This window comes from Pseudorhizobium sp. NPDC055634 (assembly GCF_053618655.1).
The window spans coordinates 91304-116291 of record NZ_JBSHHW010000004.1 but is presented as its reverse complement, the minus strand read 5'-3'; the positions used below and the strand labels follow the sequence as shown (position 1 = coordinate 116291).

Sequence of the window (24988 nt, the reverse complement as noted above, 5' to 3'; positions counted from 1 at the left end):
CTCGCTCTCTCCTTACCACCGACGCTCGAAGCGACGACGCAGAATGACGGCCACGAGGTTCATGACCAGAAGAAATACAAGCAGAACGATAATCGCACCCGATGCACGTTCCACAAAAGCAGGGTCTCCGCGCTGCGTCCAGTTGTAGACTTGAACCGGCAGGGCTGAGGCGGGATCGAAGAAGCCCTCGGGCGGCGCGGCGGGATATTCCCGCACGAAGGCGACCATGCCGATCAGGAGCAGCGGCGCCGTCTCTCCGAGTGCCTGGGCAAGGCCGATGATCGTGCCCGTCAGGATGCCGGGCATGGCAAGCGGCAGGACGTGGTGGAAGACCGATTGCATCTTCGAGGCGCCGACGCCGAGCGCGGCGTCGCGGATCGACGGCGGCACGGCCTTCAGGGCCGCCCTGGTCGCGATGATGATCGTCGGCAGCGTCATCAGCGTCAGGACCAGGCCGCCGACGATCGGCGCCGACTGCGGCAGTCCCATGAAGTTGATGAAGGCGGCGAGCCCGAGGATGCCGAAGACGATCGAGGGGACCGCCGCGAGATTGGCGATGTTCACCTCGATCAGGTCGGTGAAGCGGTTCTTGGGCGCGAACTCCTCCAGGTAGATCGAGGCCGCGACGCCGATCGGCAGCGAAAGGACGAGAACGATCAGCATCATGTAGGCCGAGCCCAGGATCGCCACACCGAGGCCGGCGGCCTCGGGACGCGTATCGGATGCGTCCGGAGCGGTGAAGAAGTCCCAATTGAACCGCGTCGTGAGGATGCCGGCCTCTTTCAGCTCATCGGCCAGTTCCAGCTGCTCGGGCGAGGTGTTGCGGTCGAGTGCCGCGCTCTCCATGGTCACCCGGCCCTTGTAATAGCCGTCGATCCGGCCGGAGGCGAGCATGTCGAACTTGACCGTCTCGCCGATGCGCGAGGGATCGGCGAGCACGTAGCGGCGCAGGATGGCCGGGGCCTCCTTGGAGATCAGGGCAACGGCCGCTTCGGCCTCCATCTTGCTCTTGAAGCCCTTCTCGCTCATCTCCTTGGCAAGCGACCCCTCGATCAGCGGAACGTAGCCGAAGGTGGTGACCTTGGCGATCTCGGCGGGGTCGCGGTTGCCCTGCTTGTCGAGAATGCCCGGGTCCAGGTAGATGTCCATGGTGATGTAAGTCTGCCGGAAGGACGACAGGCCGTTCGTCAGGATCGAGGCCAGCAGGCCGACGAGCGCCAGCACGCCGAGGATGACCGCCAGCAGGCCGAGGCGCCGGAAGCGGTTCTCGGCCGCCTTGCGGCGAAGCGTTCGCGCGCTGGCGGCGAGCTTGGGCTTGCCGGTTGTCAGGGCGATTGCGTCGGTCATTCGTACTGCTCCCGATATTTGCGCACGACATAGAGGGCAAGCACGTTGAGCCCGAGCGTGATCACGAAGAGGGTAAGGCCGAGGGCGAAGGCGACCAGCGTTTCGGGGCTTGCGAATTCCGTGTCGCCGGTCAGCTGGCTGACGATCTTGACGGTGACGGTCGTCATCGCCTCGAACGGATTGAGATCGAGCCTGGCCGCAGCACCTGCGCCGAGGACCACGATCATCGTCTCGCCGATCGCACGGCTGGCGGCGAGCAGGATGGCGCCGACGATGCCCGGCAGGGCCGCGGGCAGGATCACCTGCTTGATGGTCTCCGACTGCGTCGCGCCGAGCGCATAGGAGCCGTCGCGCATCGACTGGGGAACGGCATTGATGATGTCGTCCGAGAGCGAGCTCACGAACGGGATGATCATGACGCCCATGACGAGGCCGGCGGTGAGGACGGAGGAGGAGGAACTGCCGAGACCGAGCGGCTGGGCAATCCAGTCGCGAAGGAAGGGGCCGACCGTGATCAGCGCGAACAGGCCGTAGACGATGGTCGGGATGCCGGCGAGGATCTCGATCGCCGGCTTGGCGAAGCTGCGCAGCGTCGGGCTGGCGTAGTCGGCGAGATAGATCGCGATCATCAGCCCGATCGGCACGGCGACGAGAAGCGCCACCAGCGAAATATAGAGCGTGCCCCAGAGAAGAGGCAGGATGCCGAGCTCCGAACCGCCCTGGAACTTCGGGTTCCAGATCGTGGAGAAGAAGAATTCCGAGGCCGGGTACATCTTGAAGAAGTTGATGGTCTCGAAGACCAGCGAGAAGACGATGCCCGCCGTCGTCAGGACGGCGATCGTCGAGGAGCCGATCAGCAGGGCGAGAACGAAGTTTTCGCTGACATTGCGGGCCCGCATCCTGGGCTGGATACGCATCAGCGACCAGGCGCCCAGTCCAAGCGCGCAGCCCAGCACCACGACGGTCATGGCGATGTGGCTGTACTTGGCGCTCTGCCGGTAGCTGACGGCCGCCTCGAACACTTCGCGCGGCGCATCGCTGCCGAGCGCGACACCCACTTCGGCGAGGCGTCCCCGGATGTTGGAGGAGTCCACCTCGCCGTTGACAAGCGCTTCCTCGTTCAGGGCGTTGCGCTCCAGCACCGCATCGAGCCCGCCGGCGATCTGGCGCACATCCGCCATGACCAGGCTTCGCGCCTCGCCCTCGGGGATTGCGGCGTCCGGTATCATCCCGGTGACGCGGCTTTCGATTGCGATCGGCTGGATGAACAGCCACACCGCCAGGATGAGGAGAGCCGGCACCGCGACGAAAAGCGCGACCGTCTGGCCGTAATAGCCCGGGAGCGAGTGGAGGCGAACTCCACTGGCCGCTGACATGGTCAGGGCGCGGCGCCGGCCAAGGACATAGCCGATCGCCGCCAGCACCAGGACGACAAGGATAATGCTACCAACGTTCATCTAGCCCGGATCCTCGGTCGAATAAGACCGGCGGCGCATTCCTTGCGCCGCCGGAGGGTGCCGCCTTACTTCAGCGGCGCCATCGGGGTGCGGTTCTTAACCGCTTCCTGCGTCTTGGCAAGCTCCGGATCGGAGACGAGGCCGTACTGCGCCAGCGGACCGTTCGGGCCGGCGATGTCGTCCGACACGAAGAACTCCACATATTCCTGGAGGCCGGGGATGACGTCGAGGTGGGCGTTCTTCACGTAGAAGTAGAGCGGACGCGATACCGGGTAGTCGCCGGAAGCAATGCTCTCGACCGTCGGTTCGACGTCGTTCATGGTCGCGACGCGCAGCTTGTCGGTGTTGTTCTGGTAGAAGGACAGGCCGAATACGCCGATGCCGTTCTTGTTGGCGTCGATGCGGGCCAGCGTCTCGGTATAGTCGCCGTCGATATCGACCGAAACGCCGTCGGTGCGCAGCTGCATGCAGGCCTTGGCGGCATCTTCAGCGCCGGCAGCCTTGTGGGCTTCCTCGGTGCCGTTCTCCTTGCAGCCGTCGACGATGACCTTCTCGTCGAAGACTTCGCGGGTGCCGTGCTTGGTGCCGGGGATGAAGGCGAGGATCGGCTGCGCCGGCAGGTCCGGACGGATCTCGTTCCAGTTCCTGTAGGGGTTGTCGACCAGCTGGCCATCCTTGACGACCTTGGCGGCCAGCGCATTGTGCCAGTCACCCGGGGTGAACTTGTATTCCGGGCCGTTGATGTCGGAGGCGAAGACGATGCCGTCGTAGCCGATGCGGACTTCCTGGATTTCCTTCACGCCGTTCTGGGCGCAGAGGTCGATGTCCGACTGCTTGATGCGCGAGGAGGAGTTGGCGATGTCGATGGTGTTCTCGCCGACGCCTTCGCAGAGCTTCTTGCGGCCGGCGCCCGAGCCACCGGATTCGACGACCGGGGTGGGATGATCGAAGTTTTCGCCGAAGGCTTCGGCGACGATGGAGGCATAGGGCAGGACGGTCGAGGAACCGGAGATCTGGATCTGGTCGCGTGCCGCGGCCGCACCCGTGGTAGCCAGCATCAGGGCGACGACGGCGCAGCTTCCAAGGTACTTCTTCATGGATTTTCTCCCTAAGAATTCGGATTGACGCTTCGGCGTCGGCTTCCCTCTATAGGGGCGCCATTACAGTTTTGTGACAGTAACATGGCAGTTCGAAGCGGCACGCTCCGGGCCTTCCAGGAGCGTTCGGGCGGGTCTGCCCGGTGCATGTCGCTATGACAGGACTATCCCCGGAAACCGGCCTTTTTGCGTTGCTCCGGATGATCGTTTCCTCCCTGCCCTCCGATGGAACTTCGGGGGCGCTGGCGAATTTTCTCCGCTGACGAAGGAAGGAGAAAAAATGGCACAGGACAACGAAACCCCCGCCGTACGCTCGATCAGGAAAGAGCGGGCACGGCAACGCGCCGGCGATGACAAGAGCGGCCTGCAGGAGGGACTGGAGGCGACCTTTCCCGCATCCGACCCGGTGGCCGCAACGGACACGGTGATCGCCGGCCGCGCCGCCAGCGAACCGAAGTCGCTGCGGAGCGCGCAGCCGACCCGTTCCGAAGCGCGCAACGACGCCTTCCCCCTGGTCGACGAAGCCCTCGAGGCAACGCGCGAAAAGCCCGACCGGGACGAGACCCTGTTCGAACCGGGAGAAATGCACGCGCTGAAGGCCGAGGTCGCGCGACTGCGGGAAACCGTCACCTCGCTTGCATCGGGAACGACCCGCCTTGCGAGGGCACGCGCCCAGGACGCGCTCGAGGACATCGAGGTCCGCATCCGCGAGCGCCCCTGGCAGGCGGTCGGCATCGCCGCCTTCCTGGGCTTCGTCTTCGGATTGCGGAGATAGGCCGGCCCGGTCCTTCAGGCCGCTTAAGACATTCCGGCGTTTCCGCCCCCGGGCGGACGCCCCTCGCCGGCATGATCTTGCGGCGGCCTGACGGGCACGTGTCCGCCGGCACTCTCGTCCCGTCACGTCTCTCGATTATCGGCCCCGGAATCAGAAACGCCAGCTACGAGGTAGCTGGCGTTTCGATGATACGTCGCCCTTTCGGACTAACCGTAGAATATCTCGGAATGGCGGGATTCGAACCCACGACCCCTTGACCCCCAGTCAAGTGCGCTACCGGGCTGCGCTACATTCCGACACGCTCTCGCGAGCACGTTTTCCCTAGTCATTCGGCCGGACCGGTGCAAGCAAAAAAATCGCGGAGCCGGAATTGTCCCGCCCCTTCTCTCCGGTCTCAGCCGAAGGCCGGCGGGGCGGTGTCGAGGGTGCGGGCGAGGGAATAGTCGCGTCCGTAGGATTCGCGGAAGTGGCGGTCGCGCTCGTGGGCGAGGTCGTTGCGGGCAAGCAGGTGGTAGAACCCGTCGGGATAGGTGCCCGTGGCCGGCTGGGTGTCCGTCGACAGCGCCTGCGTGAAAATCTTCCAGATCATGTCGGTCCCTCCGTCTTGCGTCGTTGATAACGGCGCATCCCCCTCACCGGTTCCCGGGATCCTAGGAAGAGTTTGTTAACGAAGATTTACATCGGCGGCGGGGCGAACTGCCCGCCGCCGATCCTGATGCCTGCGGCGTCTTCCGGCCGCAGGCAAGGCCTTGGCCGCCCTCAGTAGGGCGAGTAGCACTGCCGGCGCGGGCCGTTATAGGGCTGGAACGTGTTGTCGTAGGCCCTGTAGGAACGGTAGCGGGCGTAGCACCACTGGACGTGCGCGTCGTTGCCGCCGCGATAGTAACGTCGCGGCTGCGATGCGAGAGCGCCACCGATGATCGCGCCGGCTGCGAGACCGCCGATGATGGCGCCGGCATTGCTGCCGCGATGGCGATGGTGCCGGTGGCCGTAATAACGGGGACCGTGGCGGCGCCAGTGGCGATCGCCACCCCAGTGGCGGTCACGGTGACGAACCTGCTGGACGTCGTTTACCGCTTCCACCTTAACGGCAGGGGCCGAGGGAAAGGCCTGGGCCGGCGTAATGCCGGACACGGCCGTGACCAGCGAAACCAGAATGACTGCAAGCTTTTTCATGTTTTCTCACCTTGATGTTCGTCCCTGCCTGGGAAAATGGTCCGGCAAATCGCCTGAACCAGAGGTGAACAAACAAGTTTTCGTGCGCGCAAGACGAGAAACCGCCGGGAGGCCCCGGGAGGCCCCGCGTGGTCAGCGCACCTGGTCGAGCAGGCGCTTGCATTCCAGGAGGTCGAAAAGCGCCTCCTGCAGGAGGGCGCGGTCTTCCTTGGCGATCCCCGCCTTGCCGACCGAGATCTCGGGCATGTCGCCCTCGCCCGCCGCGCCGAAGCCGAAGAAGCGGCCGCTCGGCTTTGCCTTCGGCCTGCCGACGAGCTGGTCCTCCTCGGAACCTCCGACCTTCGGCTCGACATGCTTGTCGCTGCCGGCCGCCATGAGGGCATCCATCGCGGCGAGGTCGCCGGAGGCGATCGCCGCGACGAACTTGTTGCCGTTGGTCTTCAGGAGCTTCTGGACGCCCTTGATCGTGTAGCCGTGGTCGTAGAGGAGGTGGCGGATACCCTTCAGGAGGTCGACGTCTTCCGGCCGGTAGTAGCGGCGTCCGCCGCCCCTCTTCATCGGCTTGATCTGCGGGAAGCGCGTCTCCCAGAAGCGCAGCACGTGCTGCGGCAGGTCGAGATCTTCGGCGACCTCGCTGATGGTGCGGAAAGCGTCCGGGCTCTTGTCCACCTCAATCTCCCACTGGCAAGCATGATGCTTCACGGTCCGCCCACCGGGGCGAGGAATGCCGGCAAGTCACGAATCGTCGTTATTTCAGCGCTCTATGCGCCAGAATTCAAGCACGTATGGAAGATTTGAACAGCTGAATGTATCAGGCGGCCGGAACGGGCGGCTTCTGCTTCAGCTTGCGCATGTTGTGGGCGCGCAGGATGCGCTGCTTGAGGACGTTGGAGGCCTTGAAGGTCATCACCCGGCGGGGCGAGATCGGAACCTCCTCCCCGGTCTTCGGATTGCGGCCGATGCGCTCGTTCTTGGAGCGGACCTGGAAGGTTGCGAACGAGGAAAGCTTCACCGTTTCGCCGCGGACGATGGCGTTGCAGATCTCGTCGATGATGGTTTCCACCAGCTCGGCGGATTCAGTTCGAGAAAGACCGACCTTACGGAAAACCGATTCAGCCAGATCTGCCCGTGTCACTGTTTTTCCGGCCATGATCCCCGCCCAGTCCACTATCGTCTGAAAGCGCTAAGAGAGTATTTTGGTTAAGCCGCAGGGTCAAGCACTACTGAAAAATCAGCAGCTTCGACCGATGTGCTGAAATGACACACGGCAGAAAGGGCGCTACCAGCGGAGCAGCACCGCTCCCCAGGTGAAACCGCCGCCCATGGCTTCGAGCATGACCAGGTCGCCCTTCTTGATGCGCCCGTCGTCGAGCGCGACGGAGAGCGCCAGCGGTATGGACGCAGCCGAGGTATTGCCGTGCAGGTCGACGGTCACCACGACCTTTTCCGGCGGGATGCCGAGCTTCTTTGCCGAGCCGTCGATGATGCGGCGGTTCGCCTGGTGCGGCACGAGCCAGTCCAGGTCCTCCGCGGTGGTGCCGGTCGCATCGAAGGCCGCCTCGATGACGTCGGTGATCATGCCCACGGCGTGCTTGAAGACCTCGCGGCCTTCCATCCGAAGATGGCCGACAGTGCCCGTCGTCGATGGGCCGCCATCCACATAGAGCTTTTCCTTGTGGCTTCCGTCGGAGCGCAGATGCGAGGTCAGGATGCCGCGGTCGGCGATCGTGCCCTCGCCTTCCGCCGCCTCGAGCACAAGCGCGCCGGCACCGTCGCCGAAGAGCACGCAGGTGGTGCGGTCCTTCCAGTCGAGGATGCGCGAAAAGGTTTCCGCGCCGATCACCAGGACGCGCTTCGCCATGCCGCCGCGGATATACATGTCCGCCGTCGCCATCGCATAGACGAAGCCCGAACAGACCGCCTGCATGTCGAAGGCGAAGCCGTGGGTCATGCCGAGACGGTTCTGGATGTTCACGGCGGTGGCCGGAAACGTGTTGTCCGGGGTTGAGGTCGCGACGACGATCAGGTCGATGTCGGCCGGGGTCAGGCCCGCCTTTTCAAGGGCAGCGCGTGCTGCCGCCTCGCCGAGCGAGGCCGTCGTCTCCCCCTCGCCCGCAATGTAGCGCTGGCGAATCCCGGTACGCTGGACAATCCATTCGTCGGAGGTCTCGACGACACCTTCCAGTTCGAGATTGGGGACCACGCGCTTGGGCAGTGCGGCACCGTAGCCGCGAACCACTGAACGGATCATGCTATTTTCATCCTGTCGTCAGGCTGCCTCGGGGCCAGCCGGCGGCTGGTGGCGGGCGTGATAGATTCTCAAGTCCTCGGCGATCTTCTCGGTCAGCCGGTTGCGGGCCATGTCGTAGCCGACGTCGATCGCCGCCGCGAACCCTTCGGCATCGGTGCCGCCGTGGCTCTTGATGACGATGCCGTTGAGGCCGAGGAAGACGCCGCCATTGACCTTGCGCGGGTCCATCTTCTCCCGCAGCAGGTCGAAGGCACTCTTCGCCAGCAGATATCCCATCTTGGCAAGGAACGTACGCGACATGGCGTCGCGCAAAAGCTGCGCGATCTGGCGGGCCGTTCCCTCGGCCGCCTTGAGCGCGATATTGCCGGTGAAGCCCTCGGTCACGACGACGTCCACGGTGCCCTTGCTGATGTCGTCACCCTCGACGAAGCCGTGATAGGCGATTGTCGCAAGGTTGGCATCGCGGATCAGCCGCCCTGCTTCCTTGACTTCCTCGAGGCCCTTGACCTCCTCGACGCCGACATTGAGGAGGCCGACGGTCGGACGGTCCGTCTCGAACAGGGCACGGGCCATGGCCCCGCCCATCAACGCGAAATCCATCAGCTGCTGGGCATCGGCACCGATCGTCGCACCGATGTCGAGAACGATGCTCTCGCCCTTCAGCGTCGGCCAGATGCCGGCGATCGCCGGACGCTCGACATGCGCCATGGTGCGCAGGCAGAACTTCGCCATCGCCATCAGCGCACCGGTATTGCCCGCGGAGACGGCAACATCCGCCTCGCCGTGCTTCACCGCCTCGATCGCCCGCCACATGGTCGAGACGTAGCGGCCGCGGCGCAGGGCCTGGCTCGGCTTCTCGTCCATCGCGACCGCCAGTTCGCAGTCGTGGAAGACCGACCGTTCACGCAGTTTTGGAAACTTCTGGAGGTAGGGTTCGCATTCGGCCCTCAGCCCGTAGAGGACGAAAGTGACGTCGGGGTGCCGTTCCAATGCCTTGGCTATGCCGGCGATGACCACTTTGGGGCCGAAATCGCCTCCCATGACATCAACAGAAATTCTGATCACGCGTCCCTTGTCCTTTTGCTCGCCACCCGGCGAAAATCGAGGCCAAAATAATGGTTCTGGAGGTGCTTACAACCCAATCGAGGCGATTTCCATCCTAGTCCTGCTTTTTCCAGTCCTTGAGGACGGCAAAGGGAGAAGGCTTGGCTTCGTCCTTCGACGCATCGCTTTCGATATGCGCCTGGAACTCGATGGCGGGCTTGCGGGGATAGGGGTCGATGGCGAGCGCCACGGCCTCAGCAACCACTTCGCCGGCGTCGATCGTGTCGCCGACGAAGGTCTCGGGCAGGTCCGGCCCCTCCGGGTCGAGGACCATTTCGGCCGAGTCGCCCAGCACGACGCGGGCGAGCTTCGATCCTTCCGGAACGAAGACCTGCTCGAAGGTCTCGTCGATCTGCGAGACCACCGGTTCGAGCGTGACGACGCAGGCCTGCTCGATCGCCGCCTCGACGCGGCCCTTGATGCGCACGCCATCCTTCTTCCAGCGGGCGATCTGCAGGTCGGCCTTCAGCGACTTGACGTCCAGCACGTTCCAGAGGTCCGCGAGGGCCTTCAGCTCGCGCGGCGCGGCCTCGACGTGGACAGAGACCGCATTGGCGGAAATGTGGCCTACCCGCACCGGGTAGGAAAAGGGCGGCTTTTCGCCTCGTCCATGGTCTTGCGTCATGTATTCCTCACTTGCCCGGCGGCGGCAGAACCGCGCCACCACGGGCGATATCCTCTTCCGAAACGGCGCCGAGGGCCGCTTCCGCGTCGATCATCCATGCCGCCAGACCGTCCATCGGGGGCGCATCGGCAGCTTCCGGATGAAGGTTCCTCGCCAGTGCCGCCGCGAGATCCTCGCGATCGGTCGCGTCAAGCGCCGCGGCATAGCTTTCCAGCCGGCCGTAGAACATGCCGGCCAGCTTCTTCATCCGTTTCGGAACGCCCTGGTCGCCGATCCCGAGTTCGCGGATCGAATGGTCGAGATCCTGGAAGAAGGCGTCGATGATCTCCTGCGCCAGTTCCTGGCCGCTCGTCTTCGAGCGGGCGGTGCGGCGGAAGAACAGGATCATGACGATCGACAGCATCTCGAACCGGCCCATCACCGTATCGGGCACGCCGAGGTCCGTATAAAAGAAGGGATCGCGTGCGGCCGATGTCAAGGAAGCGTACTGGCGGTCGACGATCGGCTGGTTTTGTCTTTTCTTTCTGAACAGGCCGAAGATCATTGGAGCTCTCGCGTTTGGTCTCCATCTGTTGCATGGAAACGAAAGCTGGTTTACCGAAGCAGGCACGAATTGCAACGCCGTTGCGCATGTCTTCTGCAGCGGCCACTTCCGCATCACTCCGGGACCCGGTTTTGAGCCGTCTCCCCGGAATAGCCACAATGAATATGGACAGCAGGCAACGGCAAAGTCCGCAAGTCACAGTTTCGGGAAAGCCTCTCAAGGGCGGGTGTTAAGGTCTGAAATGAAATTGCTGAGCAGAACCGCAATCGCGGCCATCATCGCATCGACCGCAGTCACCGGCTGCACGTCCATGGATATCGGCCAGACGATGTACAATGGCTACGTCATCGACCAGGAGTCGCTGGCGCTCATCCCCGTCGGGTCGAGCCGCGAGCAGGTGCTGCTGACCATGGGCACCCCCTCCACCACCGCCACCTTCGACAGCGAAGTCTTCTACTACATCTCGCAGAAGCGGGAGCGGCCGGTGGCCTTCATGAAGCCGCGCCTCGTCGAGCAGAACGTGCTTGCGATCTATTTCGACAAGGACGGCGTCGTGGCCCGCAAGGCGAACTACACGCTCCAGGACGGCAAGGTGTTCGACTCGATCTCGCGCACGACGCCCACCGGCGGTCGCGACCTGACCTTCCTGCAGCAGCTTCTGTCCGGGGCCGGCGGCGCCGGCGGTGCGAGTGCCGCGCGCAACATCTTCCAGAACCTCGCCCAGTAGGCGAAAGGTCTCTGAACGGAAAAAGGGCCCGCGGAGCGATCCGCGGGCCCTTTCCTTTTGTCGTTGCAGCTTCAGCCCGCCAGTACGGCCAGGAGAAGAAGGGCGACGATATTGGTGATCTTGATCGCCGGATTGACCGCGGGACCCGCGGTATCCTTGTAGGGATCGCCGACCGTGTCGCCGGTCACGGACGCCTTGTGGGCGTCAGAACCCTTCATGTGGCGCGTGCCGTCCTTGTCGACATAGCCGTCCTCGAAGCTCTTCTTGGCATTGTCCCAGGCGCCGCCGCCGGAGGTCATGGAGATCGCCACGAAGAGACCGTTGACGATGACGCCGAGCAGCGATGCCCCGAGCGCCGCGAAGGCCGACGCCTTGGAGCCGGAGATCAGCAGGACGCCGAAATAGACGACGAGCGGCGCCAGCACCGGAAGAAGGGACGGAACGATCATTTCGCGGATCGCGGCCTTCGTCAGGATATCGACGGCACGTCCGTAGTCCGGCTTCACCGTTCCCTGCATGATGCCGGCATTCTCGCGGAACTGCTTGCGCACCTCCTCGACGATGGAGCCGGCAGCGCGGCCGACCGCGGTCATGGCAATGCCGCCGAAGAGATAGGGAATGAGGCCGCCGAAGATCAGCCCCGCCACCACGTATGGGTTGGACAGGCTGAACGAGATATCGCCGATGCCCTGGAAATAGGGGTAGCGATCGCCGTTGGCCGCGAAATAGGCCAGATCGTTCGAATAGGCGGCGAAGAGCACCAGGGCGCCGAGGCCGGCCGAGCCGATCGCGTAACCCTTGGTGACGGCCTTGGTGGTGTTGCCGACCGCATCCAGCGCGTCGGTCGACTTGCGCACGTCGGACGGCAGGCCGGACATTTCGGCGATGCCGCCGGCATTGTCGGTGACGGGGCCGAAGGCATCGAGCGCGACGATCATGCCGGCAAGCCCCAGCATGGCGGTCACGGCGATGCCGGTGCCGAAGAGGCCGGCGAGCTGGTAGGTCGAGATGATGCCGGCGACGATGACGATGGCCGGCAGCGCCGTCGATTCCAGCGAGACCGCAAGCCCCTGGATGACGTTGGTGCCGTGGCCGGTGACCGAGGCCTGGGCAATCGAGTTGACCGGACGCTTGTTGGTGCCGGTATAGTATTCGGTGATCACCACGATCAGCGCGGTGACCACGAGGCCGAGGATGCCGCAGATGAAGAGGTTCGTCCCGGTGATGTCCTGACCGGCGACCGTGCCGATCGAGCCCCATCCGACGGTGAGCGAGGTTGCCGCTCCCAGGCCGAGGATCGACAGCAGCCCGGTGACGATGAGGCCCTTGTAGAGCGCGCCCATGATCGAGCCGTTCGAGCCGAGCTTGACGAAGAAGGTGCCGATGATCGAGGTGACGATGCAGGCGGCGCAGATGGCGAGCGGATAGACCATGGCGGTCTCGAGCACCGGCGCGCCGGCGAAGAAGATAGCCGCAAGCACCATGGTCGCGACGACGGAGACCGCATAGGTCTCGAAGAGGTCGGCCGCCATGCCGGCGCAGTCGCCGACATTGTCGCCGACATTGTCGGCGATGGTCGCCGGGTTGCGCGGGTCGTCTTCCGGGATGCCGGCCTCCACCTTGCCGACGAGGTCGCCGCCGACATCGGCGCCCTTGGTGAAGATGCCGCCGCCCAGACGGGCGAAGATCGAGATCAGCGAGGCGCCGAAGCCGAGCGCCACGAGCGCGTCGATCACCTCGCGCGAACCGCTTTCATGGCCGAGCACGGAAACCAGGATCCAGTAGTAGATCGAGACGCCGAGAAGCGCGAGGCCGGCCACCAGCATGCCGGTGATGGCGCCCGACTTGAAGGCGATGTCGAGGCCCGCCGACAGGCTCTGCGAGGCAGCCTGGGCGGTGCGGACATTGGCGCGGACGGAGACGTGCATGCCGATGAAGCCGGCCGCACCGGAGAGCACGGCGCCGATGACGAAGCCGAGGGCGGCCGTTCCGGAAAGGAGCAGCCAGGCGAGAACGGTCACGACCGCGCCGACGATGGCGATGGTCATGTATTGCCGGGTGAGATAGGCCTGCGCCCCTTCCCGGATATAGCCTGCGATTTCCTGCATTCGGGCATTGCCCTGATCAGCGGCCAGAACGCTCTGCGTTGCCCAGACGGCATACGCGACGGACAGCAGGCCGCACACGATCACACCGAAAACTACGGTCATTCGCTTTTCCTCTCCCTTTCGCCGACGAGATCCCCTCGCAGCCTGAACCGGCAACCGCCTCCCCTCCCAAGGATACCAAGGGTTGCCGAGCGGGAGATTGCGGCTCCGGCGAGGTTGCGTCAAGCCCCGGAAATGAATGAGGTCAGGCGGTTCCCGCGGCGGCGTTGCGGCGCATCAGGGCGATGACGAGGACGAGGCAGAGGATGGTCACCGGCCAGATGACGAGGTTCATCACCGACCAGCCCCAGGCGGTGAAGACCTGGCCCGACGAGAAGGAGGCGAGCGCCACGGTGCCGAACAGCACGATGTCGTGGAAGCCCTGCACCTTGTCGGCCTCGTGCGGGCGATAGCTGGAGGCGACGATGGCGGTGGAGCCGATGAAGCCGAAGTTCCAGCCGATGCCGAGGAGCACGAGCGCGCCCCAGAAGTTCCAGAGCTCGACGCCCATGTGGGCGACGACGGCGCAGGCCATCAGGATGACGAGGCCAAAGGCTACCACCTTCTCGGTGCCGAAGCGGGTGATCAGCATGCCGGTGAAGAAGCTCGGCGCGAACATGGCGAGCACGTGCCACTGGATGCCGAGGGTGGCGAGTTCGGTGGAGAAGCCGCAGCCGATCACCATGGCAAGCGGCGCGCCGGTCATCATGAAGGTCATCAGCGCATAGGAGCCGATGCCGCAAACCATGCCGGTCATGAAGCGCTGGGTCAGCACGATCTCGCGGAGCGGGCGGACCGGGGCGTCTGCCTCCGTCCTTGCGCGGGCCTCCGGCAGTTTCAGTGCCGCCAGCACCAGGATCGCGACGAGGCTGAGCGGAATGAGCGCGACGAAGGCGCCGGCGAAGCCGACGGGGGCGAAGAGGTCCTTGAACCAGATGGCGAGCTGCGGCCCGAGGATGGCGGAGACGATGCCGGCGGCGAGGATCCAGGAGATCGCCTTCGGCTTGTAGAAGCTCGGCGACGCATCGGCGGCGGCGAAGCGGATCTTCTGGGTGAAGCCGCCGGAGACGCCGATCAGCATGAGCCCGGTGGCGAAGAGCCAGAAATCGCCGCGGAAGAGCGCGACCGCGGCAAGCGCGGCGCCGGCCGCGCCCGTCAGCGCGCCCAGCATGAATCCCGCCTGGCGGCCGAGATAGCGGGAGGCAATGGCGACGGCGACGGCGCCGAGCGCGACGCCGACGTTGAAGCCGGTGAGCGGCGCGGTGGCGAGCGACTTGTCGTCGCCCAGCATCTGGTAGCCGGCGAGCCCGCCGAGGGAGAAGGTGAGCGGCGGGGCGGAGCCGAGCAGCGCCTGGACGACCGACAGCAGGAAGACGTTGCGCCTGGCGGCGCTTACCTGCCCCTGAAGTCCCTCGACGCTGCCATCCATCGCCGCAACCTTTCCTGTCGTGGCGCTATTTCGCGGTCGGGCCGCGCACCTGCTTGGCGATCCGGTCGAGGACCGCGTTGACGATCTTCGGCTCTTCGCCCTCGAAGAAGGCCTGGGCGATCTCGACATATTCGGTGACGATGACCGGCACCGGCACGTCCTTGCGCTCGAGGATCTCGAACGTGCCGGCGCGCAGGATGGCGCGCAGCGTGGAATCCAGCCGCGACAGCGGCCAGTCGTTCTGCAGCGCCGCGCGGACGACCGGATCGATCTTCACCTGGTCGCGGACGACGCCCGAGACGATGGAGCGGAACCAGGAAGGGTCCGCCTTCAGGTAGGTCTCGCCGTCGAGTTCCTGGCCGAGGCGATGGGCCTCGTATTCGGCGACGACTTCGAGGACGCCGGCGCCGCCGACATCCATCTGGTAGAGGGCCTGAACGGCCGCAAGCCGGGCAGCGCCCCTCTGGTTGGCGGGCTTGACCGCCGGTTTTTCTGGGTTCGTCATCGGATCAACCATTCAGCTTTTCGCGCAGCGCGATCATGGCCAGCGCCGCACGCGCGGCAAAGCCGCCCTTGTCCTTTTCGGAGCGGCGGACGCGCGCCCAGGCCTGCTCCTCGTTCTCCACCGTCATGATGCCGTTGCCGATCGGAAGCGATTCCGAGACCGCGAGGTCCATCAGCGCGCGGGAGGATTCATTGGCGACGATATCGAAATGGTAGGTCTCGCCGCGGATCACCATGCCGAGCGCGACGAAGCCGTGATATTGCGTGCCGCCGTTTTCGCCCGCATCGAGCGCCATGGCGATCGCCGGCGGGATTTCGAGCGCACCCGGCACCGTCACCACGTCCCAGGTCGCGCCGGCCTCGGTCAACGCCGCCGTCGCGCCGTCGAGCAGCGCGTCGGACATGTCCTCATAGAAGCGGGCCTCGACGACCAGGAGATGGGGCTTGACGGAATCGGGCATCGGGTGACCTCGGGCAGACGGCATGAATAATCGGGATGGCGCGGGTCAAACCACGCCGCTGCCTTGAAGGCAAGCACTTTTCCCGCATGGCAGGTGTTCCCGGTCGTCGCAGGCGGCCATCGGGCCGGCCACCGGGCCCCGGGCGCTCGGTATCCGCCCCTCAGCCGCCCCTCGGCCGCCCTTTCCCCAGGATACGTCTGCGCTCGCCCGAGGATGACGGGTGGACGGATTCATCCCTTGGTGTTCTTCGAATTTCAAATCGGACGGGGCGCTGAAAGCTGCCTCGTAAAGTTAGTTTATGTGGCACCTCTCAGCGCCCCGTTCGGCGGTTTTTGCCCGCGACTTGGGTCTCTCTGTCGAGGTCTGGGAGGAGGTGCTTTCCGCCGGTTTCCCGGGGTCCCGAGGCTTTCCGCCCCGGTCTCTCGTCGGACTTGAAAATCCGGCGACACCATCTCCGTCGACCCCCTTGTGTGCCGCACAGGCACGCCCGGCGCGCTGTTCGGGCATCAAGAGACGAGGGCTGGTCCGTAACCCTTCGCCTCTCCCCGTGTCGCCGGAGGGAGACCATTTTCCGCGGACCCCGATGATGAGGACTTACGTCGTTTCCCCACCACCAGCGCCGGCCCCGCCTCGCCAGCACGCCTGCCGGTGTATCCGAGGGCGGAACGGGGAAAGTATGGGCACGGGTTTCGGGGACGGGGATGTGGCGGGGGTTAAGTGGTTGATTTTTGGTGGGTGGGGGTGCGCTTAACGTACTTATAAAGCAGCCGACGCGAACTGCTCTTCGCGCGATCGACTTCGAAACGCGCCATCAAAATCGCCGGAATCGGGAAAGCGGCAGGCCGTGATTGTCCAGATGTTCGTTTTCAGCACGAATAGCGTTGGCGTGCTCGATCTTCCAGAGGCGCTCCTTTTCAGCGCTCACCGCACGCGCAATCCCCTCTTCGGCGGCACCGTTGACGTCAAGCTTCAGCGCCTCCGCTTCGGATAGAAGCGCAGCATCGAGTGACAGACTGGCTACAGTTCGCGCCGACGCCATGCGATCCCTTCCTTCCCCACCGATAATAGCGCACAAGCGGACAGCGACAAGCGAGGTCGCGTCGCCCGTCATGCACCCTCCCCTCATCCGCCCTGCCGGGCACATTCTAGCCGCGAGCACCCCGCGGGCAGGGAGAAGGAACATCGCGGTGAGGTCGCATCCTCCCCCTCCCCCTCACCCGGCCGCGGCGGCCTTACGTTCGGACATGACGGCGCGGTAGTTGGAGAAGAGGATGATGCCGCCGCCGAGGAAGACCCAGAGGTCGATGGCTTCGGAATAGGCGTAGTAGCCGACGACGGCGGCCATGGGGACGCGCAGGAAATCGATCGGCATGACGACGGAGGCGTCGAGGCGTCTCAGCGCCTGGGCCTGGCAGTAATGGGCGGCGAGCGCGCCGATACCGGCGACCAGCATCCATGGAACGTCCGTCAGGGCGACCGGACGCCAGTCGGTGAGCGAGACGAGGAAGCCGAGCGGCAGCTGGATGAGGATCATCCAGACGACGATCGCACCGGGGGAAACCTCGCGGGTCAGCTGCTTCACGAGGATCAGCGACAGGCCGTAGCCGGCGGCGGCGATCAGCACCAGGCCGGCTGCCGGATCGACCATGCCCACTCCGGGGCGGACGATGACGAGCACGCCGACGAAGCCGCCGATCGTGGCGAGGACGCGCGGCGTCGTCAGTTTTTCCTTCAGAAAGAGGAAGGCGAAGAAGGCCACCCAGATCGGCATGGTGAATTCGAGCGCGAAGACCGAGGCGAGCGGCAGGAGCACGACGCCGATCGTCCAGAGATACTGGGCGAAGAAGTGGACGACGTTGCGCAGGACATGCAGCCTGACCATCTTCAGGCCGCGCAGTTCCGGCAGGAGCGCCCGGCCGACGGCGAGGATGACGAAGAGGCCGACAAGCGCCCGGAAGAAGAGCACCTGCTGGATGGAGAGGGTGGCCGCCAGTTCGCGGGAGCCGACCGACATGCCTATGAAGGCCGCCATGCTGAGGCCCATCCAGAAAAGTCCCTGGGCGAAGGCGGTGGAGCGCATGTCCTGCGCCGGGGTAAGGTTGGTGGACATCCTGTTCCTTCTTCATCCTCAGAGGAAGGCGCGGGCAATCGAGCCCGCGCCGCATCGGCTTTGCGTGGGCTCAGGCCGCCGAGGGGCCCGGGTCGTCGTCGCGGCCGCGGGGCGTCGCCGGGACCGGGCCGCGTCGTGGCACCAGACCGCCGGACACCACCCGCAGCTGCGGCCTGCCGTTAGCGGGAGGCGTATCGTTTCCCACCCGCTCAAGGTCCCGGTCCCGGTCCCGGATGCGGGCACGCCAGGCCTCTTCCGGCTGGTATTCCACCTTTTCGAGCACGAGCCGCTCCTCGCCGCCGCCGGCATTCTCCAGCACGGCCTGCTGGCCTTCGCTGAGGCCGAGCAGGGCAAGGCCGCGCGGTGTGGTGACCGGCAGGAACATGCCGACCGGCCCGCCCACCTGGCCGGTCGACAGGATGCGCGTATCGCGCGCGACGCCTTCGCGCAGGCTGCTCTCGACCCGGAACGTGACCCGGCTGTTGATGCTCGCCACCCCTTCCGGCAGGTCCTGGCGGAAGACGACGATCGCCGCATCCAGCTTGCGCCGGATCTGCGGCACGAGCAGGTCGCGGCGGGCGAGCGGGTTGTCGCACATGGCTTCCAGTATGGTGAAATCCTTGGTGGTGAGGATGACGGTATCCTTGGACATATCGCAGTTCTCCTGTGCTCCCTGGGGTGCTTCCTGAGGTGATCCCGGGGGGAGCGCGCACATAAGACATGGACGGGAGATTCCCCTGCCCGCGACGTTTGCGCGGCGCAGGGGCGGTTATCCTGCGATGAGGCAGCCTCCGTAGAGGGAGAGGCGGCAAGGAGGCAGAGTGCGGATCATGATGCCGGCCGCAACTCCGCGGGGGCGGCGGCGGCTGCCGGGTTTTCGGCCGGCGGCTGCACCGTCTCGACGGTGAGGCGGTGGACGCGGCCGTCGCGGGCGGTCCAGTCGATCGACTGGCCGGCCGACAGGCCGATCACCGCGGCGCCGATGGGGGTGAGGATTGAAACCTTGCCGGCTGCGATATCCGCTTCGCCGGGGAAGACGAGGGTGACGGTGCGATCCTCGCCGAGGTCGCTGGTGAAGCGCAGGGTGGAGCCCATGCGCACGACATCGGCGCCGATCTTGCCGTCCTGGACCACGCGGGCGCGGTCGAGCTCGGCCAGAAGCTCTTCGGCGACGTCCGGGTTGCGGTCGGCATGCGCCTCGGCAAGCCGCGTCAGCCGCTGGTGGTCCGACTGGGTAACGATGATGGCCGGCTTGCGGCTGCTCTTCTTCTTCTCGGGAGCCATTGCTGGTATTCCTGACTTTCGTTGTCGGCCGGCGCGACATGGCGCGCAACGGCGATCGTGGTTTTGCTTGGAGAATGACCGTCGCCATAAACGGGCAGCTTCAACCGAAATTACGGAAAGCTGCCTGCGCGCCCCGCGGCCAGGGCGCGACGCGACCGAGCCGGGGGTCAGATGCCTGCGATGAGGCACACCCGCTTGAGGCTGGAATGGAGGCGTTCGGTCAACATGGCCTGAACATGGGCCCGATCCGGAAGGAAGTCAAGCAAGGCGCCGCGCCGGGAAACCGCCTCAGCGAGCGCCGGCGGCCGGATCGTCCAGGGCGGGATTGTAGAAGAGCGAGAGCGTCAGGCTGCGGGCGATGCGCTCGGCGGTCGCCATGAACCAGGCCTTCGCCTCCTCGCCCGGCGCCATCTCGTCGAGCGTGGCGGAAAAGAGCGCGAGCCATTGCGGGAAGAGGTCGGGCGTCATGTCGGCGACGCCCAGATGCGCCTGGACCGGCTTGCCGCCATAGGCGCCGGTGCGAAACGCGACCGAGGACCAGAAGGCCTTCATCTTCGCCATGTGCTCAGGCCAGCGACCGGCAAGCCGGGCGTCGAAGACGGGGCCGAGGGTCGGATGGGCAAGCACCCGCGCGTAGAAGGTCTCCACGAGATCCGAGATGAAGGCCTCGTCGACGCCGATCGCCTTCATCTCGGCCGCCGCGCGCTCGCGGATCTCGGCGGTGCGGGCCGCCCTTGCGTTGAGATCGGGATGCATTCACGCCCCTGCCGGAAACTCCGCCAGCCGAGCGGCGTAGCGGGCCATGGTATCGACCTCGAAGTTGACGAAATCGCCGGCCTTGCGATCACCCCAGGTGGTGACGGCGAGCGTATGGCGGATGAGGAGGACGTCGAAATCGGAGCCGTCGACGGCGTTGACGGTGAGCGAGGTGCCGTCGAGCGCGACCGAGCCCTTCGGCGCCACGAAGCGGGCGAGCGCCTGCGGTGCACGCAGCCGGATGCGGACCGCCTCGCCTTCCGGCGCGATGGAGAGGATTTCCGCCTTGCCGTCGACATGGCCGGAAACGATGTGGCCGCCGAGTTCGTCGCCGATCTTCAGCGCCCGCTCGAGGTTGATCCGCGTGCCTTCGCGCCAGCCGGCGATGGTGGTGAGGCGCAGCGCCTCCTCCCATGCCTCGACCTCGAACCAGCGGGCGTTCTCGCCTTCTTCGGGCAGGCGGGTGACCGTCAGGCAGACGCCGGAATGGGCGATGGAGGCGCCGATGTCGATGGTCTTCGGGTCGTAGGCGGTGGCGACGCGCAGGCGCACGCCCTCGTCCATCGGCGTGACGCCGGAAACCGTGCCGACATCGGTGACGATACCCGTGAACATCAGGAAAACCTTTCGTATTCTGTAAGGCGGTCGGGGCCGAAGGCCTCCTCGCGCAGGAGCCGGAAGCCAGCCGGCATATCGGCACGCGTGAGCGGCGATGCAAGCCCTGACGCGCCCACGGTCGTCGTGCCCTCGAAGAGGAGGATGCGGTCGACGAGACCCTGATCCAGGAAGCTCCTGGCCACGCCGGCGCCGCCCTCGACCAGCAGGGAGGAGACGCCGCGGGCGGCGAGCGAGGAGAGGAGCGTCGCGAGCGAGCCGGTTTCGAGGATCTCGACTCCCGCATCGGCCAGCGCCCGGCGCCGGGCTGCCCGTCCGGACCCGGGTGGCTCGCGCGTTTCGGGCGTCTCGGGCGTTTCGAATGCGTCGCCGATCGAGGCCGCGATCACCGGCACGTCGCGGGCCGAGCGCACGAGCTTCGATGCCGGCGGCAGGTCGAGGCGGCGGTCGAGCACGATGCGGAGCGGCGAGCGGGCTTCGAGCCCCGGGGCGCGGCAGGTGAGTTCGGGGTTGTCGGCGAGAGCCGTGCCGATGCCGACGAGGATGGCGTCCATCTCGGCGCGCAGCACATGAACCTGGGCACGGGCGACCGGACCGGTGATGGCGACCTGGCCCTCGCCCGGGGCATGGTCCCTGCGACCGATCATGCCATCGGCCGATACCGCGAGCTTGAGCGTCACCTGCGGGCGGCCGCGCGTCTGGCGCATCAGATAGGCGCCGAGCACGCGGCGCCCCTCTTCCTCCAGCACGCCGCTTTCGACCGCGATGCCGGCATCGCGCAGGATGGCGAGGCCGCGGCCGGACACGCGCGGATCGGGATCGGTGAGCGAGACGACGACGCGGGCAATCCCGGCCGCGGTGATCGCGTCGGCGCAGGGCGGGGTCTTACCGTGATGGGAGCAGGGCTCGAGCGTGACGTAGAGGGTCGCCCCCCTCGCCTTCCCGCCGGCCATGGAAAGCGCCTGGGTTTCCGCATGCGGGCGGCCGCCCGGAGCGGTGACGGCGGCGCCGACGATCGCACCGTCCCTGACGACCAGGGCAGCGACGGAAGGATTGGTGGCGGTCAGGCCCGTGTGCCAGCGCGACAGCCGCATGGCCGCCGACATGTATCGCCTGTCTTGCGGCGTCGCGCTCACGGGATCAGGGCTCTAGGCCGGGATCGCGGGCGATCTTGGCGTTGATCTCCTCGATCACCTTCTCGAAATCCTCCGCATGGGAGAAGTCGCGGTAGACGGAGGCGTAGCGGACGAAGGCGACGTCGTCGAGGCTCTTCAAAGCCTCGAGCACCTGCAGGCCGATCTGCTCGGAGGAAATCTCCGTCTCGCCGGAGCTTTCCAGCCGCCGGACGATGCCGGAGACCGCGCGCTCGATGCGGTCGCCGTCGACCGGCCGCTTGCGCAGCGCGATCTGGAAGGAGCGCACCAGCTTGTCGCGGTCGAAGGGCACCTTGCGGCCGGTCTTTTTGAGGACCGTCAGCTCGCGTAGCTGCACGCGCTCGAAGGTGGTGAAGCGTCCGCCGCAATCGGGGCAGATGCGCCGCCGGCGGATGGAGGTATTGTCCTCCGCCGGACGCGAATCCTTGACCTGGGTATCCTCAGAACCGCAATAGGGGCAGCGCATTCCGGCTCCTTCAGTTTCACATGTAGGGGTACATCGGGAAGCGGCCGGTGAGCGCCACGACCTTTTCGCGCACAGCAGCCTCGACGGCGGCATTGCCCTCGTCGGAATTGGCCGCCTTCAGGCCATCGAGGACCTCGACGATGAGGTTGCCGATCTCGACGAACTCGGCCTCCCGGAAGCCGCGCGTCGTGCCGGCGGGCGTGCCGAGACGGATGCCGGAGGTGACGAAGGGCTTTTCCGGATCGAAGGGGATGCCGTTCTTGTTGCAGGTGATGTAGCCGCGGCCGAGCGCCGCTTCCGCCCGCTTGCCGGTGGCGTTCTTCTTGCGAAGGTCGACCAGCATGAGGTGGTTGTCGGTGCCGCCGGAGACGATGTCGAGGCCGCCGGCCTTCAGGGTATCGGCAAGCGTCTTGGCATTCCTGACGATCTGCGCGGCGTAGTCCTTGAACGACGGCTGCAGCGCCTCGCCAAAGGCGACCGCCTTGGCGGCGATGATGTGCATCAGCGGGCCGCCCTGCAGGCCGGGGAAGACGGCCGAGTTGAACTTCTTCGCCAGGTCCTCGTCATTGGTGAGGATGACGCCGCCTCGCGGACCGCGCAGCGACTTGTGGGTGGTGGTGGTTGCGACATGGCAATGCGGGAACGGCGACGGGTGCTGGCCGCCGGCGACCAGGCCGGCGATATGGGCCATGTCGACCATGAGATAGGCGCCCACCTCGTCGGCGATCTCGCGGAAACGCTTCCAGTCCCAGATGCGGGAATAGGCCGTGCCGCCGGCGATGATCAGCTTGGGCTTGTGCTCGCGGGCCTTGGCGGCGACGTCATCCATGTCGAGGAGGTTGTCGTCCTCGCGCACGCCGTAGGAGACGACGTTGAACCACTTGCCGGACATGTTGACCGGCGAGCCGTGGGTCAGGTGTCCGCCCGAGTTGAGGTCGAGGCCCATGAAGGTGTCGCCGGGCTGGAGAAGCGCCAGGAAGACCGCCTGGTTCATCTGCGAACCGGAATTCGGCTGGACGTTGGCGAAGTTGACGCCGAAGAGCTTCTTGGCGCGCTCGATCGCCAGTTCCTCGGCGATGTCGACGAACTGGCAGCCGCCGTAATAGCGCTTGCCCGGGTAGCCTTCGGCATATTTGTTGGTCATGATCGACCCCTGCGCCTCGAGCACGGCGCGGGAGACGATGTTCTCCGAGGCGATCAGCTCGATCTCATGGCGCTGGCGACCGAGCTCCTTCTCGATCGCGCCAAAGATTTCCGGATCGGATTCGGCGAGCGGGCGGGAGAAGAAAGCGTCGGTGTTCGACATGGTCGGGGCTCCTCAGGAGATCAGGATGCGTATGGCCCGCGTCTTAGCGGGTGGGCTTCTGTTGGGCAATACGGTGCGCGCGATTTGCACGCCCTCCCCCAGGTCCTCCCAGGTTCCCCTCGGTTCCCCCAGCCCCCAGGTCCCAGCCCCCGGAACGCGAAAAGCCGCGGCAACCGGCCGCGGCTTTCGGGAAGGTCCAGGGCGCGCAGGTTCTTACTGCGGCAGGAAGTCCTCTTCGCTGATCGGGCCGGCCGACTGCTCGACCCCGGTGGTCGTCTGCAGCGCCAGTTCGGTCGCACCGTCCATCTGGTAGATGTCGTCGCGGAACTGGACGACGCCGTCGGCGGCGGACCAAGCACTGATGTAGACGATGTAGATCGGCACTTCTTCCGCGAGCCTGATCGGCGTGTTGACGCGGCTTGCGATCACCCGCTCCATGTTCTGGCGATCCCAGCCGGGTGTTTCCCGAAGCAGCCAGTTGGAGAGGTCGCGGACGTTCTGGGCGCGAATGCAGCCGGAGGATTCAAAGCGCATCAGCTTGTTGAACAGGCCCTGCTGGGGCGTGTCGTGCATGTATTCGTTGTGCGGATTGTGGAAGTTGATCTTCGTCGAGGACATGGCGTTGATCTTGCCGGGATCCTGCCGGAACATCAGGTTCGGCGCCTTGGCCGCGTTCCAGTCGACCGTCTCCGGCGCAACCTCGTTGCCGTTGCCGTCGAAGAGGCGGATGTTGTTGCGCGTCAGGTAGGTCGGGTCCTTGCGCATCAGCGGCACGATGTCCTTCTCGATGATCGAGCGCGGCGCCGTCCAGTAGGGATTGAGGATGACTTCGTAGATCTTCGAGTTGATGACGTGGGTCGGCCGGTCGATCTTGCCGACGACGGCGGTGTTGCGGAGGGCAACGCGGCCGTTCTCGACGGCCTCGATATAGGCGGCCGGAATGTTGACCATGACATAGCGGCGACCGAGATCGCCCGACATGGACTGCAGGCGCACGAGATTGGTCTCGAGCTGGTGGAGACGGGTTGCGGCGGAGACGTTCATCGCCTTCACCGTGAACTCGCCCATGACGCCGTCGGCCGGCAGGCCGTGGCGGGCCTGGAAGCGCTTCACGGCGCCGTCGACATAGGAATCGAATGCCGCCGACATGCCGGCGGACTGCGGCAGGTCGCCGGAGATCATCAGGCGCTGGCGAACCTGGGAAACGGAGGGGTCAACCACGCCGAGCCGCAGCGTCTGGGCCGGGCTGATCTGCGGCCAGCCGCCGTTGGCGACGATCATCTGGTAGTTCATGATCGCCTGCTGGATGTTCACCGGCGCATGCGGACCGAGAACCGGATTGTTGGTGGCGACGGCGGCGACCGTGCGGGAACTTCCCTTGGCGTCGAACTGGTCGTCCCAGGTGCCGCGGCGCGGCGCCGCGATCAGGCTGTCGATCGCCGTCTGGGCGAGTGCCGGCGCGGCAAGCGCGGCTGCGCCGAAGGTGGCAGCCGAACGCAGCAGCATCCGGCGAGAAACTTGTTCCGATCCGTTTTTCTTCGACATTATCCTACCCGTCTATTCCCGCGGCATCGTGGCCAGCCCTAGCGGGACATGGTTAACAAAGGCGCAAATTGCGCGGCCGGCGACGGCACCAGAGGGTGATTCCAAGTC

At 65.7% G+C, this 24988-nt stretch carries 27 protein-coding genes and 1 tRNA gene; 2 read left to right on the top strand and 26 right to left on the bottom strand.

Features of this window, described 5'->3' with window-relative positions; translation table 11 throughout:
- Positions 1-12 precede the first annotated feature (12 nt).
- From pstA to ACWGPT_RS07915, 3 genes are all read right to left on the bottom strand, one after another.
- Positions 13-1347, bottom strand: coding sequence for a phosphate ABC transporter permease PstA (gene pstA / locus ACWGPT_RS07925; protein ID WP_452605058.1), 1335 nt, complete (start codon positions 1345-1347; stop codon positions 13-15).
- Positions 1344-2804, bottom strand: coding sequence for a phosphate ABC transporter permease subunit PstC (gene pstC / locus ACWGPT_RS07920; RefSeq protein WP_452605057.1), 1461 nt, complete (start codon positions 2802-2804; stop codon positions 1344-1346). The genes pstA and pstC overlap by 4 nt, the downstream gene beginning before the upstream one ends.
- A 65-nt stretch (positions 2805-2869) precedes the next feature.
- Positions 2870-3901 carry a substrate-binding domain-containing protein gene (locus tag ACWGPT_RS07915; protein WP_452605056.1) on the bottom strand — a complete coding sequence of 344 codons (1032 nt, stop codon included), beginning with the start codon at positions 3899-3901 and terminating at the stop codon, positions 2870-2872.
- A gap of 280 nt (positions 3902-4181) precedes the next feature.
- Here ACWGPT_RS07915 and ACWGPT_RS07910 point away from each other — a divergent pair, with 280 nt between their 5' ends.
- Positions 4182-4676, top strand: a complete 495-nt coding sequence (locus ACWGPT_RS07910) for a DUF883 family protein (protein ID WP_452605055.1) — start codon at positions 4182-4184, stop codon at positions 4674-4676.
- Between the two features lie 222 nt (positions 4677-4898).
- Here the strand turns inward: ACWGPT_RS07910 and ACWGPT_RS07905 are convergent.
- From ACWGPT_RS07905 to ACWGPT_RS07865, 9 genes are all read right to left on the bottom strand, one after another.
- Positions 4899-4972 (bottom strand) — tRNA-Pro (locus tag ACWGPT_RS07905).
- A gap of 98 nt (positions 4973-5070) precedes the next feature.
- Positions 5071-5265: a hypothetical protein gene (locus ACWGPT_RS07900; protein ID WP_452605054.1), complete on the bottom strand. Its 195-nt coding sequence runs from the start codon at positions 5263-5265 to the stop codon at positions 5071-5073.
- Between the two features lie 170 nt (positions 5266-5435).
- Positions 5436-5852, bottom strand: a complete 417-nt coding sequence (locus ACWGPT_RS07895; protein WP_452605053.1) for a BA14K family protein — start codon at positions 5850-5852, stop codon at positions 5436-5438.
- Between the two features lie 132 nt (positions 5853-5984).
- Positions 5985-6521 carry a MerR family transcriptional regulator gene (locus ACWGPT_RS07890; protein WP_452605052.1) on the bottom strand — a complete coding sequence of 179 codons (537 nt, stop codon included), beginning with the start codon at positions 6519-6521 and terminating at the stop codon, positions 5985-5987.
- Positions 6522-6663: 142 nt separating this feature from the next.
- On the bottom strand, positions 6664-7002 hold the full coding sequence (locus tag ACWGPT_RS07885; protein ID WP_077547891.1) for an integration host factor subunit alpha: 339 nt from the start codon (positions 7000-7002) through the stop codon (positions 6664-6666).
- 129 nt (positions 7003-7131) lie between these two features.
- The gene (locus ACWGPT_RS07880) at positions 7132-8103 is read right to left on the bottom strand and encodes a beta-ketoacyl-ACP synthase III (protein WP_452605051.1); all 972 of its coding nucleotides are present in this window, start codon (positions 8101-8103) and stop codon (positions 7132-7134) included.
- Between the two features lie 18 nt (positions 8104-8121).
- On the bottom strand, positions 8122-9168 hold the full coding sequence (gene plsX / locus ACWGPT_RS07875; protein WP_452605050.1) for a phosphate acyltransferase PlsX: 1047 nt from the start codon (positions 9166-9168) through the stop codon (positions 8122-8124).
- Positions 9169-9262: 94 nt separating this feature from the next.
- A complete protein-coding gene (locus ACWGPT_RS07870; RefSeq protein ID WP_452605049.1) occupies positions 9263-9832 on the bottom strand; it encodes a YceD family protein in 570 nt (189 codons plus the stop codon).
- Positions 9833-9839: 7 nt separating this feature from the next.
- Positions 9840-10376: a ubiquinol-cytochrome C chaperone family protein gene (locus ACWGPT_RS07865; protein WP_452605048.1), complete on the bottom strand. Its 537-nt coding sequence runs from the start codon at positions 10374-10376 to the stop codon at positions 9840-9842.
- A 241-nt stretch (positions 10377-10617) separates the two neighbouring features.
- Here ACWGPT_RS07865 and ACWGPT_RS07860 point away from each other — a divergent pair, with 241 nt between their 5' ends.
- Complete coding sequence (locus tag ACWGPT_RS07860; protein ID WP_452605047.1) at positions 10618-11103, top strand: outer membrane protein assembly factor BamE; 486 nt, start codon at positions 10618-10620, stop codon at positions 11101-11103.
- A gap of 71 nt (positions 11104-11174) precedes the next feature.
- On the opposite strand, the gene ACWGPT_RS07855 is transcribed toward ACWGPT_RS07860, so the two are convergent.
- The 14 genes from ACWGPT_RS07855 to ACWGPT_RS07790 form a co-directional block, all read right to left on the bottom strand.
- Complete coding sequence (locus tag ACWGPT_RS07855) at positions 11175-13313, bottom strand: sodium-translocating pyrophosphatase (RefSeq protein ID WP_452605046.1); 2139 nt, start codon at positions 13311-13313, stop codon at positions 11175-11177.
- 142 nt (positions 13314-13455) lie between these two features.
- The gene (locus ACWGPT_RS07850; protein WP_452605045.1) at positions 13456-14679 is read right to left on the bottom strand and encodes an MFS transporter; all 1224 of its coding nucleotides are present in this window, start codon (positions 14677-14679) and stop codon (positions 13456-13458) included.
- 25 nt (positions 14680-14704) lie between these two features.
- The gene (nusB, locus tag ACWGPT_RS07845; protein WP_452605044.1) at positions 14705-15184 is read right to left on the bottom strand and encodes a transcription antitermination factor NusB; all 480 of its coding nucleotides are present in this window, start codon (positions 15182-15184) and stop codon (positions 14705-14707) included.
- 4 nt (positions 15185-15188) lie between these two features.
- The gene (gene ribH / locus ACWGPT_RS07840; RefSeq protein WP_452605043.1) at positions 15189-15644 is read right to left on the bottom strand and encodes a 6,7-dimethyl-8-ribityllumazine synthase; all 456 of its coding nucleotides are present in this window, start codon (positions 15642-15644) and stop codon (positions 15189-15191) included.
- 811 nt (positions 15645-16455) lie between these two features.
- On the bottom strand, positions 16456-16683 hold the full coding sequence (locus ACWGPT_RS07835; RefSeq protein WP_452605333.1) for a type II toxin-antitoxin system CcdA family antitoxin: 228 nt from the start codon (positions 16681-16683) through the stop codon (positions 16456-16458).
- Between the two features lie 174 nt (positions 16684-16857).
- On the bottom strand, positions 16858-17754 hold the full coding sequence (locus ACWGPT_RS07830; protein ID WP_452605042.1) for a DMT family transporter: 897 nt from the start codon (positions 17752-17754) through the stop codon (positions 16858-16860).
- Between the two features lie 70 nt (positions 17755-17824).
- Entirely contained in the window at positions 17825-18406 is a 582-nt protein-coding gene (locus ACWGPT_RS07825; RefSeq protein ID WP_452605041.1) for a nucleoside-diphosphate kinase, read from the bottom strand.
- Between the two features lie 176 nt (positions 18407-18582).
- Complete coding sequence (rnk, locus tag ACWGPT_RS07820) at positions 18583-19038, bottom strand: nucleoside diphosphate kinase regulator (protein ID WP_452605040.1); 456 nt, start codon at positions 19036-19038, stop codon at positions 18583-18585.
- Positions 19039-19326: 288 nt separating this feature from the next.
- The gene (locus ACWGPT_RS07815) at positions 19327-19794 is read right to left on the bottom strand and encodes a group III truncated hemoglobin (RefSeq protein ID WP_452605039.1); all 468 of its coding nucleotides are present in this window, start codon (positions 19792-19794) and stop codon (positions 19327-19329) included.
- On the bottom strand, positions 19795-20409 hold the full coding sequence (locus tag ACWGPT_RS07810) for a riboflavin synthase (RefSeq protein ID WP_452605038.1): 615 nt from the start codon (positions 20407-20409) through the stop codon (positions 19795-19797).
- Positions 20409-21545 (bottom strand): bifunctional diaminohydroxyphosphoribosylaminopyrimidine deaminase/5-amino-6-(5-phosphoribosylamino)uracil reductase RibD, encoded by a 1137-nt coding sequence (gene ribD / locus ACWGPT_RS07805; RefSeq protein WP_452605037.1) that lies wholly within the window; start codon positions 21543-21545, stop codon positions 20409-20411. The genes ACWGPT_RS07810 and ribD overlap by 1 nt, the downstream gene beginning before the upstream one ends.
- A 4-nt stretch (positions 21546-21549) precedes the next feature.
- The gene (gene nrdR / locus ACWGPT_RS07800; protein WP_452605036.1) at positions 21550-22029 is read right to left on the bottom strand and encodes a transcriptional regulator NrdR; all 480 of its coding nucleotides are present in this window, start codon (positions 22027-22029) and stop codon (positions 21550-21552) included.
- 16 nt (positions 22030-22045) lie between these two features.
- A complete protein-coding gene (glyA, locus tag ACWGPT_RS07795; RefSeq protein WP_452605035.1) occupies positions 22046-23335 on the bottom strand; it encodes a serine hydroxymethyltransferase in 1290 nt (429 codons plus the stop codon).
- Between the two features lie 213 nt (positions 23336-23548).
- Entirely contained in the window at positions 23549-24880 is a 1332-nt protein-coding gene (locus tag ACWGPT_RS07790; protein WP_452605034.1) for a L,D-transpeptidase family protein, read from the bottom strand.
- Between the last annotated feature and the right edge of the window lie 108 nt (positions 24881-24988).